13 protein-coding genes and 1 pseudogene are annotated in these 15,847 nt (G+C 60.4%); 9 read left to right on the top strand and 5 right to left on the bottom strand.

Going from position 1 to position 15,847, the window contains the following annotated elements; all coding sequences use genetic code 11:
• The first annotated feature begins 14 nt into the window (after positions 1-14).
• The 9 genes from F8N96_RS32650 (at position 15) to F8N96_RS32610 (ending at position 10,378) form a co-directional block, all read left to right on the top strand.
• Positions 15-923, top strand: a complete 909-nt coding sequence (locus F8N96_RS32650) for a LysR family transcriptional regulator (RefSeq protein ID WP_150801285.1) — start codon at positions 15-17, stop codon at positions 921-923.
• Positions 924-1,169: 246 nt separating this feature from the next.
• Positions 1,170-2,339, top strand: a complete 1,170-nt coding sequence (locus F8N96_RS32645) for an acetyl-CoA acetyltransferase (protein WP_150801284.1) — start codon at positions 1,170-1,172, stop codon at positions 2,337-2,339.
• The gene (locus F8N96_RS32640; protein WP_150801283.1) at positions 2,336-3,913 is read left to right on the top strand and encodes an acyl-CoA synthetase; all 1,578 of its coding nucleotides are present in this window, start codon (positions 2,336-2,338) and stop codon (positions 3,911-3,913) included. The genes F8N96_RS32645 and F8N96_RS32640 overlap by 4 nt, the downstream gene beginning before the upstream one ends.
• Entirely contained in the window at positions 3,913-4,464 is a 552-nt protein-coding gene (locus tag F8N96_RS32635; protein ID WP_150801282.1) for a hypothetical protein, read from the top strand. Before F8N96_RS32640 ends, F8N96_RS32635 begins: the two co-directional genes overlap by 1 nt.
• On the top strand, positions 4,461-4,856 hold the full coding sequence (locus F8N96_RS32630; protein ID WP_150801281.1) for a PPC domain-containing DNA-binding protein: 396 nt from the start codon (positions 4,461-4,463) through the stop codon (positions 4,854-4,856). The genes F8N96_RS32635 and F8N96_RS32630 overlap by 4 nt, the downstream gene beginning before the upstream one ends.
• A 117-nt stretch (positions 4,857-4,973) precedes the next feature.
• Positions 4,974-6,302: an OprD family porin gene (locus tag F8N96_RS32625; protein WP_150801280.1), complete on the top strand. Its 1,329-nt coding sequence runs from the start codon at positions 4,974-4,976 to the stop codon at positions 6,300-6,302.
• A gap of 356 nt (positions 6,303-6,658) precedes the next feature.
• Positions 6,659-7,690 (top strand): TRAP transporter substrate-binding protein, encoded by a 1,032-nt coding sequence (locus F8N96_RS32620; protein WP_150801279.1) that lies wholly within the window; start codon positions 6,659-6,661, stop codon positions 7,688-7,690.
• The gene (locus F8N96_RS32615) at positions 7,687-9,570 is read left to right on the top strand and encodes a TRAP transporter large permease subunit (RefSeq protein ID WP_150801278.1); all 1,884 of its coding nucleotides are present in this window, start codon (positions 7,687-7,689) and stop codon (positions 9,568-9,570) included. The genes F8N96_RS32620 and F8N96_RS32615 overlap by 4 nt, the downstream gene beginning before the upstream one ends.
• A 13-nt stretch (positions 9,571-9,583) precedes the next feature.
• Complete coding sequence (locus F8N96_RS32610) at positions 9,584-10,378, top strand: SDR family NAD(P)-dependent oxidoreductase (RefSeq protein WP_150801277.1); 795 nt, start codon at positions 9,584-9,586, stop codon at positions 10,376-10,378.
• Between the two features lie 72 nt (positions 10,379-10,450).
• Here the strand turns inward: F8N96_RS32610 and F8N96_RS32605 are convergent.
• The 5 genes and pseudogenes from F8N96_RS32605 to F8N96_RS32585 all read right to left on the bottom strand — a co-directional run.
• Positions 10,451-10,549: pseudogene (locus F8N96_RS32605) on the bottom strand (metallophosphoesterase); the annotation flags it as partial.
• The gene (locus F8N96_RS32600; RefSeq protein WP_150801276.1) at positions 10,516-11,781 is read right to left on the bottom strand and encodes an OprD family porin; all 1,266 of its coding nucleotides are present in this window, start codon (positions 11,779-11,781) and stop codon (positions 10,516-10,518) included. The gene F8N96_RS32600 and the pseudogene F8N96_RS32605, both read right to left, overlap by 34 nt.
• Positions 11,782-11,875: 94 nt before the next feature.
• The gene (locus F8N96_RS32595; protein ID WP_150801275.1) at positions 11,876-13,180 is read right to left on the bottom strand and encodes a CitMHS family transporter; all 1,305 of its coding nucleotides are present in this window, start codon (positions 13,178-13,180) and stop codon (positions 11,876-11,878) included.
• A 112-nt stretch (positions 13,181-13,292) separates the two neighbouring features.
• Entirely contained in the window at positions 13,293-14,627 is a 1,335-nt protein-coding gene (locus F8N96_RS32590; RefSeq protein WP_150801274.1) for a dicarboxylate/amino acid:cation symporter, read from the bottom strand.
• Positions 14,628-14,673: 46 nt separating this feature from the next.
• Positions 14,674-15,756 carry a 4-oxalomesaconate tautomerase gene (locus F8N96_RS32585; RefSeq protein WP_150801273.1) on the bottom strand — a complete coding sequence of 361 codons (1,083 nt, stop codon included), beginning with the start codon at positions 15,754-15,756 and terminating at the stop codon, positions 14,674-14,676.
• Positions 15,757-15,847: the final 91 nt, after the last annotated feature.

The raw sequence follows: 15,847 nt of genomic DNA, 5'->3' as shown, positions 1-15,847 counted from the left end.
CCTTTGAGAGCATCATGATCGAGCTCCGCCATTTGCAATATTTCCGCACACTGGCAGAAACGCTGCACTTTGGTCGCGCCGCTGAACGTCTGCATATCTCGCAGCCACCGCTGTCGCGACAGATCGCTTTGCTGGAAGACGAACTGGGGGTCAAGCTGTTTGATCGTTCACGCCGACGCGTAGAGCTGACCGAGGCCGGCCAGCGCTTTTACCTGGATACCGCCACGGTGTTTGCCGCGTTCGAGCAGGCCAAGCGCAACGCCTTGGCCGCAGCGCGGGGTGCGGCGGGTGAACTGTCGGTGGGTTTCATGATGTCGACCGCCTACAGCGTTACTCCGGCGATTACCCGGCGCTACGCCGCGCAGTTTCCGCAGGTGAGCCTGAAGCTGACCGAGACCTTGCCGCTGGACCTGGCTCAGGACATCAGCAGCGGCAACAAGGACGTGGCGATCATGTACCGTCCGCAGGACTGCTCCGGGCTCGAAACCGTGACCCTCTTTCGCGAAGAAATGACCCTGGTGCTGCCGCCGGGTCATCGACTGCTCGAACAGCCAATGATCGACCCACGCGAGTTGACCGGGGAAACCTTCATCATCGTGCCACGGCGGATCGCTCCGGCGCTGCACGACATGATTTTCAACTACTGCCTGCAGCACGGTGTCACCCCGCACATCGGACTGGAAATCAACATGCAGCAAACCATCGTCAACCTGGTGGGCGAAGGCTTGGGGATTGCGATCGTGCCGCGCTCGATGTGCAACATGCGCCTGGCCACCACCACGTTCAAACCGTTGCGCGATGCGCCGGTTATCGAGGTGGTGGCGGTGTGGAAGGCCGACAATCACAACCCCTGCATCGCAACGTTCATCGAGAGTGCGCAACAGGCCAGTGCGCAAGCGTCTCGCGAGTCAGAAGTTGGTTGAATGGGGGTCGAGGTGCAACGCCTTGCACCCGCTACTCGAATCGCCTGCCAAACCAGCTCCCCAGAAGCCCTGTCCGAGGCGACAGGTGTCTCCCATAGTGTCTCCCTCCAATGCCCAGGCGACATCTGCCTGGGCAGCGCGTGTTTCCCGCAAATGCCCATCCCACAGGGCCTGCGCCCGCCTCGCCAGCCCTTGGCACCGCTCTTGCTATCGCCCTTGCAACACCATTCACGCAAGGAACACCTTATGCGATCGCCCGTTATCACTGGCTGGTATCACTCCCCATTCGGCAAGTTCGACCAACTTGATCCCGAGCTGATGATGGCCGAGGCCGCCCTTGGCGCACTGGCGCACGCCGACATCGCGGCGGAGCAGATCGACTCCGTCCACGTGGGTCACTTCAACGCCGGCTTTCTGTATCAGGACTTTCCTTCGGCCCTGCTGGCCAACCACATCCCGCAATTGCGCTTCACCCCCTCGGTTCGCGTAGAAAATGCCTGTTCCACCGGCTCCGCGGCGATCCACTCGGCGCTGCAAGCAGTACTCAGCGGCCAAAGCAAACACGCGCTGGTGGTGGGCTTCGAGAAGATGAATACCTTGCCCACTGCCGAGGTCGGGAAGATCCTGCTCAAGTGCTGCTATGCCAAGGAAGAAGCCGACATCGAGGGGGGGTTTGCCGGTGTGTTTGGCAATATTGCGCAAAGTTATTTCGACCATTACGGCGACCAGTCCGATGCGCTGGCGATGATTGCCGCGAAGAACCACGCCAACGGCGCCTTGAACCCGTACGCCCACATGCGACGGGATTTCGGTTATGACTTCTGCCGTCATCCATCAGAAAAAAACCCCTTCGTGGCCGGGCCGCTGAAACGCACCGACTGCTCGCTGGTCACCGATGGATCGGCGGCCCTGGTGATCAGTCGCGACGACCTGGTGGGCGATCGCCGCCATGCCGTGCGTTTCCGCGCCGCCGTGCAAGTCAACGACTACATGCCCCTGTCCCGGCGCGATCCAACGTACTTCGAAGGTGCCGCCCGCGCCTGGCAACAGGCCCTGCAGACCGCCGGGCTGAGCCTGGCCGATCTGTCGCTGGTCGAGACCCACGACTGCTTCACCATCGCCGAATTACTGGAATACGAAGCCATGGGCCTGGCCGAACGTGGCCAAGGTGCACGGGTCATCGCCGAAGGTATCAGCCGCAAGGACGGCCGCCTGCCGATCAACCCGTCGGGCGGCCTCAAGTCCAAGGGCCACCCCATCGGTGCCACCGGCGTGTCGATGCACGTGATGGCAGCCATGCAGCTCTCCGGCCAGGCCGGCGACATGCAACTGCCCAAAGCCGATCGCGCCGGTGTGTTCAATATGGGTGGTGCGGCTGTGACCAACTACGTGAGCATTCTGGAGACCGTGCAATGATGGGCATCGACAATGTCATGAACCTGGGAGAAATGCTTAACCAGATCGCGCGCCGCTATCCGGATGCGCCGGGCTTCATTCGCAGCGGTCGTGAACATTCCTGGAAAGAAATTTCGATGCGGGTCGACAGCGTCGCCGCAGCCTTGCGTGACCGCGGCATCCGTAAAGGCGACAAACTGCTGGTGCATTCGCGCAACAATTTGCCGCTGTTCGAAAGTGCCTGGATCGCGTTTCGCCTCGGCGCCGTGTGGGTCCCGACCAACGTGCGGGTCACCCCGGCGGAAGCGGCCTACCTGGGCAGCTCCAGCGGCGCGGTGGCGATGCTGTATGACGAAGGTCTCGAGCATTACGTCGACGCCGTGCGAGCGGTATCGCCCAGCCTGCAACAAGTCATCGCCATCGGTCAGCCCCGCGATGGTGAACTGGGCTACGACCAATTGCTGGATGAGGGCCGTGCGCTGCACAGCGCCTTCCGCCCGGCCGAAGTGAAGTACCACGACCCGCTGTGGTTCTTCTACACCTCGGGTACCACCGGCTACCCCAAGGCCGGGGTGCTGACCCACGGCCAGATGGCGTTTGTCATCACCAACCATATCGCCGACCTGATGCCTGGTCTGAATCAGCATTCGCGTTCGCTGGTGCTCGCCCCGCTGTCCCACGGCGCCGGTATCCACGCTTTGGTCAACGTCGCCCGGGGCGCCGCCTGCATCCTGCCGGCCAGCGACAAACTGGACTGCGACGAAGCCTGGCGCCTGGTGCAGGAATACCGCGTGGACAACCTGTTCACCGTGCCGACCATCGTCAAGATGCTCACCGAAAGCGATGCCGTCGACCGCTACGATCACAGCAGTCTGCGTCACGTGATCTACGCTGGCGCGCCGATGTATCGCGCCGACCAGCGCCATGCCCTGAACAAGCTGGGCAAGGTCCTGGTGCAGTATTACGGCCTGGGCGAAGTGACCGGCAATATCACCGTGCTGCCCGCCGATTGCCACGAAAGCGAGGACTCGCCGAACGCCAAGACGGGCAGCTGCGGCTACCCTCGAACCGGCATGCAAGTGGCGATTCTCGATGACGCCGGCAACGAACTGGACACCGGTATGGACGGTGAAATCTGCGTGCGCGGGCCGGCGGTGTTCAGCGGTTACTACAACAACCCCAAGGCCAATGAAAGCTGTTTCAAGTTCGGTTGGTTCCACACCGGCGACCTCGGCCATCTGGATGAACACGGCTACCTGTTCATCACGGGCCGGGCTTCGGACATGTACATTTCCGGTGGCTCCAACGTGTACCCACGGGAGATCGAAGAAGCCCTGCTCAGCCATCCGGCGGTGACCGAAGCCGCCGTGCTGGGCATGCCCGACGCGAAATGGGGCGAGTCCGGTTATGCCGTGATCGTCACCACCGCCGAGGTCAGCGACGAACAACTGCTGGCGCATCTGGAGCCGCGTATCGCCCGCTACAAATGGCCCAAGCGTTTTGTGCGCTGGGACGAGATGCCAAAGTCGGGCTACGGCAAGATCGTCAAGAAACAGATCCGCGCGCTGCTCGAAGAACGCCAGGAGGTGGCTTGATGACGCCTCATTTCGCTGAGCGTGCCGGTGTGCGCACGTTTATTCACGAGGGCCCGCCCCTGTCACCGCGACTGCTGGATCTGGAAGTGCCTTACAGCCAAGAGCTGCGCATCGTCCTGCCACTGGCGAGTAACGTCGCGGCAGGCGTGCTCAAGGCGCTGGAAGGTCGACGTTACAGCAGCGCGGTGGGCCGCATTCTGTGTGGCGGCGCCGCCCACCTGAGCTATCACCGCATGATCGTCACCGACAAGCCCGAACGTCCTTACGACTACGGCCAGCCGGTGGTCCTGGACGGCTACATCACGTTTATCAGCGGCGCCATCACCGTGGGCCGCGATGCCCAGGGCGCGCCATTGTTGCACTGCCATGCCGGTTTTCTGGACCGCAATGGCGAGCAGCATGGCGGGCACCTGGTGCTGGACAAACTGATTGTCGGCAGCGAGCCACTGACGATCCGCCTGTGCCTGTTCGACCAGGTTGCCTATCAGGTCCAGCCTGACGCGGAAACCCACTTCAATCTGCTTCATCCCGTTCGCCAGGAGGTGTCATGAACGTCGCCGTACCCGAAGAGTCCCTGGTCCAGGGCGGCCGGCTGGGCCGCCTGGTGATCGCCCGCCTCAAGCCCAATGAAGACATCATCGACAGCGCGGAAGCCCTGTGCAAAGACCACGGCATCCATTTGGCCGTGGTTCGCGGGGGTTTGGGCAGCCTGATTGATGGCCAACTCAGCTACCTGGGTCGCCAGGGCATGATCCAGGTCCATGTCGAAGGCCCGGGGGTGGAAATCCTCAGCGTCAGCGGCGAAATTCTCAGCGGTGAAAGTCGCCTGCAGGCAGTGGTTGCCGATGCCGATGGCAAGCTCTACGCCGGCCGCCTGGAACGCGGTAAAAACCTCACCTTCATCACGGTCGAGCTGACGCTGCAGGAGTGGCTGCCCGACTGACCCCTTCACCCCGTCACCCCCCATAACAAAAAAATCGAAGCCACGTGCAAAGGGCTGTCTCGCAGCCCTACACCTGCGGCCTTTCGATCGTATGACCACGCTCATCGGAAAACAAAAATGAAAAAAATTCCTTTCGTTCGACTGTCTCTGCTCGCCACCACAGGGGTCGCCTTGTCACCTATGGCCCACGCTGACTTCGTCAAGGACAGCAAGGCCACCCTGGGTTTTCGCAACTACTACTTCAACAACGACTACCGCGATCGGGCCGGTCCCGCCGGGCAAAGCAAGACAGCAGAATGGGCGCAGGGCTTCTTCCTCGATTACAAATCCGGCTTCACCGATGGCACCGTCGGCTTTGGTGTGGACGCGCTCGGCTTGCTGGGGGTGCGTCTGGATGGCGGCAAAGGCAACCACCGCGGCAGTTCGATGATTCCTGATGACGGCGATGGCAGCGCCGTGGACGAATGGAGCCGTCTGGGCCTGACCGGCAAGATGCGCTTCTCCCAGACCGAGGCCCGCTACGGGACCCTCCAGCCGAAGTTGCCGATCCTGGTGGCCAACGATGGTCGTGTACTGCCGCAAACCTTCGAAGGCGGCATGATCACCTCCAAGGACGTGGACAACCTGACCCTGGTCGGTGGTCGCCTGGAACACACCACCGGCCGCGGTTCGACCAACCGTTCGGGGCTCGCGGTTGCCGGCGGCACTCGGCAAAGCAATGAATTCCTGTTTGCCGGCGCCGACTACAAGCTGACCAAACAGCTCACGCTGCAATACTACGCAGCCCAGCTGGAAGACTATTACGTGCAGCATTTCGGCGGCCTGGTGCATGTGCTGCCGTTGGGCGAAGGCCAGTCGCTGACCACCGACCTGCGTTACTTCAAGACCGACGCCGATGGCCGCAACGACTCCGCCTCAGGTCGCGACGCCGGCTACCGGGTCAGTGGTCTGGGTGACACCGCCGGCAAAATCGACAATGACACCTGGAGCGCGATGTTTACCTACGCCTTGGGGGGCAACACCTTCCTGCTCGGTTACCAGAGCGTGTCCGACAGCGGCAATTTCGTGCAGCTCAATCAGGGCAACACCAACGAGGGCGCGGCGGGCAGCAGTATTTACCTGTTCACTGACCGTCTGATCACCAGCTTCACCCGGGCTGGCGAGCGCACGGCATTCGGGCAATACGGCTACAACTTCGCCGCGCTGGGTGTGCCAGGGCTGGTGGCATCTGTCACCTACCTCAAAGGCACCAACATCCGCATGGCGACCGGTGGCGACGAGAAAGAATGGGAACGCGACCTCGCGCTGGATTACGTGGTGCAGAGCGGCACCTTCAAGGGCGTCGGGTTCAGCTGGCGTAACGGCACGATGCGCAGCGGCTTGCCCAGCGAATACTCCCAGGACCAGAACCGCGTAGCGGTCAGCTATACCCTGGCGTTGTTCTAAATACCGCCCAACACAACACCTCAAGATGTCATTCGCAGGGCCTGAACTTGCCTTGGCGATTTTGGTGAAATATATCTCTATTGGCTATTCAGGACAGGTGTCGCTTGCTGTGCCGGGTGGGGCGACAGTTGAAGGAGACACCTGTTACATCCCCCGCCACACCCGGTGCTCTGTAAGAAATGGACACATTCGTATGAGCGCTATTTTTTCTTTCAAAAACAGTCAGTTGAATAGGAGCTTCGCCTACCGCCACCCTAGCTGGGTCTTTCGTGGCACCTGAATTGCTATAGCTTCCGTATCCAGTCGCCGCCATCACGGCCATTGATCCATAAAAACAATAAAGTCAGGAGAACCAAATGAGCGACTTTACTCGCCGCAACTTTCTCAAAACGGCCACCCTCGCTTCTGCCGCCGTCGCAGCCGCCGGGCTCGGTCTTTACAGCGGCAAGAGTCAGGCCGCCGAGTTCAAGCTGAAGTTTGCCAACAATTTGCCCATCACCCACTCCATGAATGTGCGTGCACGGGAGATGGCCAAGGCGATTCGTGAAGAAACCAACGGTGCGGTACAGATCCAGATATTCCCCAGCAGCCAGCTCGGCAGTGATACCGATACCCTTGCGCAAGTGCGCTCGGGTGCCGTCGACATGTTTGCGCTGTCGCCGGTGATCCTCGGCACGATGGTGCCGTCAGTGCAGATCAGCGCCGTCGGATTCGCCTTCAAGGATTATGAGCAAGTGTGGAATGCCATGGACGGTGACCTGGGTGCTCATGTCCGGGCCGAGATCGCCAAGACCGAAACACTCTTTGCGTTCGACAAAATCTGGGACAACGGTTTTCGTGTGACCACCACCAGTACCCGGCCGATTGTCACGCCCGACGACCTCAAGAGCATGAAGCTGCGCGTGCCGCCTAGCCCCATCATCATGTCGATCTTCCGCGCCTTTGAAGCCGCGCCGACCAGCATCAATTTTTCCGAAGTGTATTCGGCGCTCCAGACCCGCATTGTGGAAGGTCAGGAAAACCCCCTCACCCTGGTGTCTTCGGCGAAATTGTACGAAGTGCAGAAATATTGCTCCCTGACCAACCATGTCTGGGACGGCTTCTGGATGCTGGGTAATAGCGCGTCCTTCAACCGCTTGCCAAAGAACTTGCAGGCAGTGGTCAGCAAACACATCAATGCTGCGGTGCTCGGCCAGCGCGATGACCTGGCCAAGTTGCAGGGCACCATCCGCGATACGCTCAAGCAGCAGGGCCTTGAACTGGTGGAGTCGCCACCCGAACCGTTCCGTCAGCGGCTGCAAAGCGCCAATTACTATGCCGACTGGCACGGCAAGTTCGGCGATGCCGCCTGGTCAATTCTCGAGAAATATGCCGGGAAACTGGCATGATGGCCGCGCCAGCAGCAGTGGCCCCCACGTCTTCCATGCGCCTGCCGGCCCGGGCGCTTGTCTGTCTGAACACATGGACCATGCGGGTGGTTGGATTGATCACCGTCGCGTTGATGGTGATCGAAACCGGCGTGCTGCTGGCGGGGGTCATTTCCCGCTACGTGCTGCACAGCCCGCTGATCTGGTCCGATGAGCTGGCATCTTCGCTGTTCATCTGGATGGCCATGTTTGGCGCGGTGCTGGCGCTGGACCGCGGGGAACACATGCGCATGTCGGCGCTGGTGAACAAATTGCCCCAAGCCTGGCGCGGTTTCTGCGAGACGCTGTCGGCGCTCGTGGTGTGCCTGTTTGTGGTGATGATCATCGCGCCGGCCATGCAACATTCCCATGAGCAGATGTGGATCACGACCCCGGCGCTGGGTATTCCCGACGGCCTGCGTGCAGCGGCCTTGCCGGTCGGCGCGGTGTTGATGCTGCTGGCTGCAGTGTCGCGCATGGCGCGGTTTTCCACGGTGCGTCAATTCATGGCCGGGATTGCCGTGGTGGCGGTCGTGGCCTCGGCGTTGTGGATCAGCCAGCCCCTGCTGGCGGAGTTGGGTAACTACAACCTGATTATCTTTTTCCTGGTGCTGCTGGGTGCCTGTGTCTTCGGCGGGATTCCCATCGCGTTCGCCTTCGGCACCGCGACCATGGCGTACCTGGCGCTGGCCACCCATGCACCGTTATCTATTGTGGTCAGCCGCATGGACGAAGGCATGTCGCACATGGTGCTCCTGGCGGTGCCATTGTTCGTGATGCTGGGCGTGGTGCTGCAACTGTCCGGCATGGCACGCACGCTGATCGACTTCATGGCTTCGTTGCTCGGTCATGTGCGCGGCGGCCTGCAGTACGTGTTGCTGGGGGCGATGTTCCTGGTGTCGGGGATCTCCGGTTCCAAGGTCGCCGACATGGCGGCGGTTGCACCGGCGCTGTTTCCTGAAATGAAAAAACGCGGTTCCGAACCTGAAGAACTGGCCGCGCTGCTGGCAGCGACCGGCGCAATGACCGAGACCATTCCGCCAAGCCTGGTGTTGATTACCATCGGCGCGGTGTGCAGCGTCTCCATTACCGCCCTGTTCATCGGTGGACTGATGCCGGCGGTAGTGGCCACCGTAGTGATCGCGCTGGTGTGCTGGTGGCGTTCACGCAAAGAAGCCCGGCCGAATGTCCAACGCGCGCCGCTGTCGGTGATCGCTCGCACGTTCATGATCGCCTTGCCGGCCCTGGCCCTGCCCGTACTTATTCGGGTGGCGGTGCTTGAAGGCGCGGCTACCGCCACCGAAGTCTCCACCATCGGTGTGGCGTACGTCGTGATGGTCGGGCTGGTGATGCACCTGTTCATGCGCCACATCGAGTTCAAACGGGTGTACCCGATGATGCTCGAAGCGGCCGCATTATCCGGCGCCATCCTGCTGATCATCGGCATGGCGTCGGCCATGGCCTGGGCGCTGACGCAGTCGGGCTTCTCGGCATCGTTGGTGGACTTGATCAGCGAAATCCCTGGCGGCGCCATCGGCTTCATGATCGTCACCATCGTCACCTTCGTGATTCTGGGCAGCGTGCTGGAAGGTATCCCGGCGATCGTGCTGTTCGGACCGTTGATGTTCCCGCTGGCTGAGATGCTCTCAATTCACCCGGTGCATTACGCCATGGTGGTGATCCTGGCCATGGGGATCGGTCTATTCGCACCGCCGCTGGGTGTAGGTTTCTACGCCGCATGCGCGATCAGCAAGGTCTCGTCCGACCATGTCATCCGTCGTGTCTGGGGCTACCTCGCTGCACTGATCGTGGCGCTGATTATCGTCGCCTGTTTCCCATGGATTTCCATCGGTTTCCTTTAAGAGAGCATTTGTCATGAATCAATCAGCGAAAAAACAAGCTCCAGTTGCCTCGGACCTGGGACGCGTAGCACTAGTGACAGGTGCCGCCATGGGGATCGGTGCCGCTATCGCCGAACGCCTTGGACATGACGGGCATATCGTGGTGGTGGCGGACATTAACCTGGCGGCGGCAGAAGAAATGGTCGCCGGGCTGAACGCCCAAGGCATTGAAGCGTTGGCGCTGGTCATCGATGTCGGCGATGCGCAATCCATCGCGGCGGCGTTTGCCTTCCTGCAAGAGCGCTTCGGCCGCTGTGATGTGCTGGTCAACAACGCCGGCATTGCCAAGACCCAGGCGTTTCTGGACTGCGACCTCAGCGACTGGCAACGGGTACTGAACATTAACCTGACCGGCTCGCTGCTCTGCGGTCAACATGCGGCGCGGCTGATGAGCGCCAATGGCTGGGGGCGGATCATTAACGTCGCATCCATCAGCGGTATGCGCGCGAGCCTGGGCCGCACGGCCTACGGCACTTCCAAGGCCGCGCTCATCGGGCTGACCCGGCAGATGGCGGTCGAGCTGGCCGAATACGGCATTACTGTCAACGGCATAGCGCCCGGCCCGGTGGATACACCTTTGACCCAGATGTTGCACTCGGCCACGACGCGGGATTCCTACGCCCGGGCCGTACCGATGCGACGTTATGGAACGCCGGCGGAGATGGCGGGGGCTGTGGCCTTTCTGGCGTCCGACGATTCGTCGTATATCAGCGGTCATGTGATTCCGGTGGACGGTGGTTTCATGGCGTCGGGCATTCTGGAAATCTGAAGCCGCGCAACGAGCCCGAGGATTACATCGTGCGCAAGGGCGGCGACTGCCTGGCGGTGGAGCAACGAATACTTACCCCAGTAGCTCCACCAGCCGCGGTTCAATCGAACCCTCAAGCACCTCAAGCAGCGCCAGCGTCACCGGCAGCTTGAATCTGCGCCGCCCCGCGCTGTGAAATAAATCCGATTACTATCGCGCCCACGTGCGAAGTCCGCGCGGTAGACGTAATTACGCACCTTCACACCCACGCCTTTAAATGCACCGCTCTGGACGACGTAAGCCAATTCGGTGTCACGTTCGGACTCTTTGATGTGAGTGTCGGACTTGCCATCGTTGCCCTTCAGGTAACGGGTCATGAACGTCAGACCGGGTACGCCCAAAGGCGCAAAGTCATATCCGTAGCTGAGCATCCAGGTTTTTTCGTCCTCTTCGATGAACTTGCCGATACCGACGTTGCTGAACGAGTACACCGTTGCGCCACTGATGTAAGGCAGTCCTGCGGTACCGCTGAGCTTTTGATAACCGCCACTGAAGTTGTGCCCTGCAACGGCGTAGGACAGTTGAGCGCTAAGCATGTCGTTATCGATTGTCGAGGCGTAGGCACGTCCGTCGTCATGGCTGCTGAAGTAGCGCAGGTCGCCCGTCAACATCCCGGGGCCCAATGGAAAATCGTGCTGGATGCCTGCAAAGTCCTGACGATAAAAGTTTTCCAGCTCGCCATGGAAGTAGCTCAAGCGCGTGTGCTTGCCGAGTGTGTAGTCGCCACCGGCGTAGGTGAAATCCCCGCCTTTGTCGCCGGTATAACCATCGGCAACGATCGACACGCTATCGGTGGAATCGCGCAGCTTGAAACGGTCCAGATGGCCCGCTGTCAGGGTCAGGTTATCGATGTCGGTGCTGATGATCTGTCCCCCCTGATAGGTCTGCGGTAGCAAGCGCGCATCGTTGTAGATCAAGACAGGCGTCTTGGGCAGCAGCGTGCCGTACTTGAGCGTGGTCTTGGCCAGTTTGACCTTGGCTGCGGCGCCGGCACTGGCAAATTCGTCCGCGGCCCGGCCGTCGTCATGCACCGGAAGAAGCCCGGTGCCGCTGCGGCCACGCCCGGAATCAAGCCTGACTCCCAGCAAACCCAATGCGTCGGCCCCGAAGCCCACGATGCCTGGGGTGAAGCCTGACTGAAAGTCCAGCAGCAAGCCCTGCGCCCACTCGGTGCGCTCACTTTTAGCCGTGCTGGCCGAACGGGCACTCAATCCGTGCTCATCACGAAAGTTTTCATTGAAGTAGACATTGCGCAGCTGCAACTTCAATTTGCTGTCTTCGATGAAATCGCTCGCATCGACACCTGCAATCGGCAACATCCCCAGAAGAGGTAAAAGCGCCCTGCGAGTCAAAAAATGGGTCATATCGAATTACTCTTATTTTTGTTTTTCAGGATGCAGATATCCGCGCGCCGACGGCCGGGCGCGTGAAATGATCGAGTGGTGAGTCAGGGGTGGATCAGGCGAACAGCGTCAAGGCCCCGGTCAGCAAGGCCAACGCAGTGATCACCAGGGAAGTGAGTACCGCCCATTTCACGGTGGCACGCTGGAAGTCGCCGATATCGCGATCGACCATGCCCACCAGCAGCAGGGTCGAAGCGACCAGCGGGCTCATCAGGTGGACCGGCTGGCCGAGGACCGACGCCCGGGCAATTTCCACGGGGTCAATGCCGTAGGCCGCAGCCGCGTTGGCAAGGATCGGCACCACGCCGAAGTAATAGGCGTCGTTGGACAGCACGAACGTCAGCGGCATGCTGGTAATCGCCACCACCAGCGGAAACAGGTGTCCCCAGGACGGTGGAATCCACTCCACCAGCGTCTGTGCCAAGGCATCGACCATTTTCGTGCCGGAGAAAATGCCGGCGAAGACACCGGCGGCGAACACCAGCAGCACCACGGTCATGGCATTGCCGGAATGGGCGAGGATGCGTTCCTTTTGAATGTCCAGTTGCGGGTAATTGATCATCAGCGCCAGGACGAAACCGATCAGGAACAATATCGCCGAATGGGCCAGGCCCATCACCAGCGCAATCATTACCCCGATCACTAGCAGCAGATTCACATAGGCCAGCTTCGGACGCTTGTGCGGAGTGTCTTCCAGAATGGCCTTGATGTAGCAGTCACCACCGCCACTCTGCAGCAGGGTATTGCCGATCCGCTTGCGCTCGGCGCGTCCCAGCATAAACGCCGTGAACACCACCCAGGCGGCGCCGCCGATCATGGTCGGCAACAACGGAATGAAATAGTCTCCGGCATCCACTCCCAGCGCGGCGATCGCCCGGGTCGCCGGGCCACCCCAAGGGCTCAAGCCGCTCATGATGCTCAGCGACAGCATGGCAATCGTTGCCAGGATCATCGGGTTCATGCCGATGCGCTTGTACAGCGGCAACATCGCCGCACAGGTGATCATGTAAGTGGTGGTGCCGTCCCCATCCAACGCCACGGTCAATGACAGCAGCGCGGTGCCGATGGCAATTTTCATCGGGTCGCCGTTGACCCGCTTGAGAATTTTGCGGATCAGCGGGTCGAACAGTCCCGAGTCGATCATCAATCCGAAAAACAGAATCGCGAACAGCAGCAGCGCGGCCGACGGTGCAACCATTTTCAGGCCGTCGAGCATCATTTTCCCGGTGGTCCCGCCAAAGCCGCCAATCAAGGCAAACACGATCGGCACAACGGTCAACGCAACGATCGGCGACAAACGCTTGGACATGATCAGGTAGGTGAACGCTACCACCATGGCCAGGCCGAGTAAGGCGAGCATAGGGCATCTCTCTTGTTGTTATTGATGGCGAGACCGACGCACAGATGAACGATCCCGAGACTACTAGACGCCACAGTCAGTGACGTCTGGTAGAGGGTAGTGACGAACGGGTTTATGGGTGGCGGTACTCACTGTGTCGGGCGATTTCGACAGGTTCCCAGGCCTGATCCTCTGCCAGTGGCGTCGGCGCTTTTCCGTCGAGCGTATCGAGCAGGACCTGACGGTCACAGGCGTTCTCGGAGATCGAGATCACCACGGTCGCCACGGCGTTGCTGGCCAGGCTGGTCAGCGCACGTGCTTCGGACATGAAGCGGTCGATGCCGATCAGCAAGGCCAGGCCTGCCAGCGGAATGTCATGGATCACCGTCAGCGTGGAGGCCAGTGCCACAAACCCGCTGCCAGTGACCCCTGCTGCGCCCTTGGAGGACAGCAGCATGATTGCCAGCATGGTGAGGGTCTGGGTGAAGGTCAGTTCGATATTGCAGGCCTGTGCAATAAAGATTGCCGCCAGCGACAGGTAGATCGCCGTGCCATCGAGGTTGAACGAATACCCCGTCGGCAACACCAACCCCACGACCCCTTTCTTGCAACCCAGCGCCTGGAGTTTTTCCAGCATGCGAGGCATCACCGGTTCGGTGGAGGATGTCCCCAGCACCACCAAAAACTCTTCACGCAGGTAGCGCAACAACTTCCACAGGCTGAAACCATGGGCGCGGCAAATGCTGCCAAGCACCACGAAGACAAAGAAACCGCAGGCGATGTACAACGTCATGATCAACTTCGCCAAGGAACCCAGCGAGGTGATGCCGTACTGCCCGACTGTGAACGCCAGCGCCCCGAAGGCACCGATCGGCGCAAAGCGCATCAGGTAGGAAAAGATCTTGAAGACCATCTGCGATGCAGCTTCGAGCACATCGAGCACAGGTTTGCCGCGCTCACCCAGGGATGACAGGGCAAAACCGCAGAGCACTGCGATAAACAACACCGGTAGCACTTCGCCTTTGCTGAACGCACCGATGAACGTCTCGGGAATGATGTGCATGAAAAACTCGACCACCCCAAGCTTGGCTGCCGACTCCGTGTATTGAGACAGCCCTGCGGTGCTCAGTTGGCTCGGATCGATATTCATGCCCGCGCCCGGCTTGAACAGGTAGACCGCCACCAGGCCGATGATCAGGCTGATCACCGTCAACCCGAGAAACAGCAGCATGGTCTTGCTCAGCAAGCGACCCAGGGAGCGTTTGTCACTCATCCCGGCGATGCCCGTGACGATAGTGCAAAACACGACGGGGGCGATCATCATCTTGATCAGCTTGATGAAGGCATCGCCCAACGGCTTGAGGGCAATGGCCTGTTGAGCCCAGAAATGGCCAACGACGACGCCCAGCAGTACGGCGCAGAGGATCTGGAAGTAGAGCGATTTTATGACTTTCATGGCATCACCCATTTTTGGAATTGTGTTGATGCGGGACAACAGTGACTACGCGGGACGACTACCCGGCGAGTCGTTGAGAAGCAGGGGCGTAGACAAAGCCGGAAAACAGCCTTCGCGCGGTACGAACCACCGAGGCACGGATCGTTTCACCCTTATTCCCGGTGTAGGACAGTACGACGTCGATGCCACCGCTCGGATGCTCGATTCGTACCTGTTGCAAACGCGGCTCACCGCTGGAACCCAGCATCTGCATGACCACACTGCCTTCGCTGACACAGGCCGTGGCCAGACCGATGGAACCGGTAATGGCCAACGCTCGATGGCAGTTGTGCGGCATGAAGTAGCGAACCTGCACCGTGCCGCCCGCCTTGGCCGGCGACACCAGTACAGGCTTGGGGATGACCTTGTCGCTGACATCACCCAGCCCCATGGCCTTGCCCGCCTGCAAACGCAGGGCTTCGAGGCGCTGCAGAAAGTCTTTGTCGGCGTCCAGTTCGGCCGGTGTCTCGTCACCGCGCTTGCCCAAATGGCGCGCCTCGATGATGAGCATCGGCATCGCCATGTCGATGCAGGTCACCGCAATGCCGTCGAAGCAATCCTGGGTATTGCCGGTAGGAAACAGCTTGCCGGTCTTGCTGCCCGCGGCATCGAGAAATGTCAGTTGCACCGGCGCTGCACTGCCCGGTACGCCATCGATGACGGTATCGCCTTCATAGCTGACTTTGCCGCCAGGGGTCTGCACATCAGAAGTGACGAAGGTGCCGGTGTTGAGATTGCGGATCCGCACGCGGGTGGAGTTGCCGCCCGCCTTGACCAGGCCTTGCTCGATGGCAAACGGCCCGACCGCACAGAGCATGTTGCCGCAATTGGGGGCAGTATCCACCCGGCGCTGGGAAACCATGACCTGCACGAACAGGTAATCCACATCGGCATCCGGGTGCAACGAAGGGCTGACGATGGCCACCTTGCTGGTCTGCGGGCTGCCGCCGCCAATGCCGTCGATCTCAAGTTCGTGACCGGAGCCCATTACCGAGAGCAACAGCTCATCGCGTTGTTCAATGGAAACCGGAAGATCCCATGCGAGAAAAACCGGCCCCTTTGAAGTACCGCCGCGCATTAGCACACAAGGAATTCGTTGCATGGTCACTCACTCTTGTTGATCAATCGGAGTAATTGATGTCTTGCAAACAAGAGTGACAGGGAAATAATGGTGTTTCCAATGCAAAGATCGA

This window comes from Pseudomonas fluorescens (assembly GCF_902497855.1).
Classification (GTDB): Bacteria; Pseudomonadota; Gammaproteobacteria; order Pseudomonadales; family Pseudomonadaceae; genus Aquipseudomonas; species Aquipseudomonas fluorescens_BI.
This window is presented reverse-complemented; position numbering and strand designations above follow the sequence as displayed.

What these genes read in the sequence shown, in the direction of transcription:
- F8N96_RS32585 (WP_150801273.1), bottom strand. Translation starts at nt 15,756, where the DNA reads ATGCAACGAATTCCTTGTGTGCTAATGCGCGGCGGTACTTCAAAGGGG.
- F8N96_RS32620 (WP_150801279.1), top strand. Translation starts at nt 6,659, where the DNA reads ATGAGCGACTTTACTCGCCGCAACTTTCTCAAAACGGCCACCCTCGCT.
- F8N96_RS32610 (WP_150801277.1), top strand. Translation starts at nt 9,584, where the DNA reads ATGAATCAATCAGCGAAAAAACAAGCTCCAGTTGCCTCGGACCTGGGA.
- F8N96_RS32590 (WP_150801274.1), bottom strand. Translation starts at nt 14,627, where the DNA reads ATGGGTGATGCCATGAAAGTCATAAAATCGCTCTACTTCCAGATCCTC.
- F8N96_RS32615 (WP_150801278.1), top strand. Translation starts at nt 7,687, where the DNA reads ATGATGGCCGCGCCAGCAGCAGTGGCCCCCACGTCTTCCATGCGCCTG.
- F8N96_RS32645 (WP_150801284.1), top strand. Translation starts at nt 1,170, where the DNA reads ATGCGATCGCCCGTTATCACTGGCTGGTATCACTCCCCATTCGGCAAG.
- F8N96_RS32630 (WP_150801281.1), top strand. Translation starts at nt 4,461, where the DNA reads ATGAACGTCGCCGTACCCGAAGAGTCCCTGGTCCAGGGCGGCCGGCTG.
- F8N96_RS32595 (WP_150801275.1), bottom strand. Translation starts at nt 13,180, where the DNA reads ATGCTCGCCTTACTCGGCCTGGCCATGGTGGTAGCGTTCACCTACCTG.
- F8N96_RS32640 (WP_150801283.1), top strand. Translation starts at nt 2,336, where the DNA reads ATGATGGGCATCGACAATGTCATGAACCTGGGAGAAATGCTTAACCAG.
- F8N96_RS32625 (WP_150801280.1), top strand. Translation starts at nt 4,974, where the DNA reads ATGAAAAAAATTCCTTTCGTTCGACTGTCTCTGCTCGCCACCACAGGG.
- F8N96_RS32650 (WP_150801285.1), top strand. Translation starts at nt 15, where the DNA reads ATGATCGAGCTCCGCCATTTGCAATATTTCCGCACACTGGCAGAAACG.
- F8N96_RS32600 (WP_150801276.1), bottom strand. Translation starts at nt 11,781, where the DNA reads ATGACCCATTTTTTGACTCGCAGGGCGCTTTTACCTCTTCTGGGGATG.
- F8N96_RS32635 (WP_150801282.1), top strand. Translation starts at nt 3,913, where the DNA reads ATGACGCCTCATTTCGCTGAGCGTGCCGGTGTGCGCACGTTTATTCAC.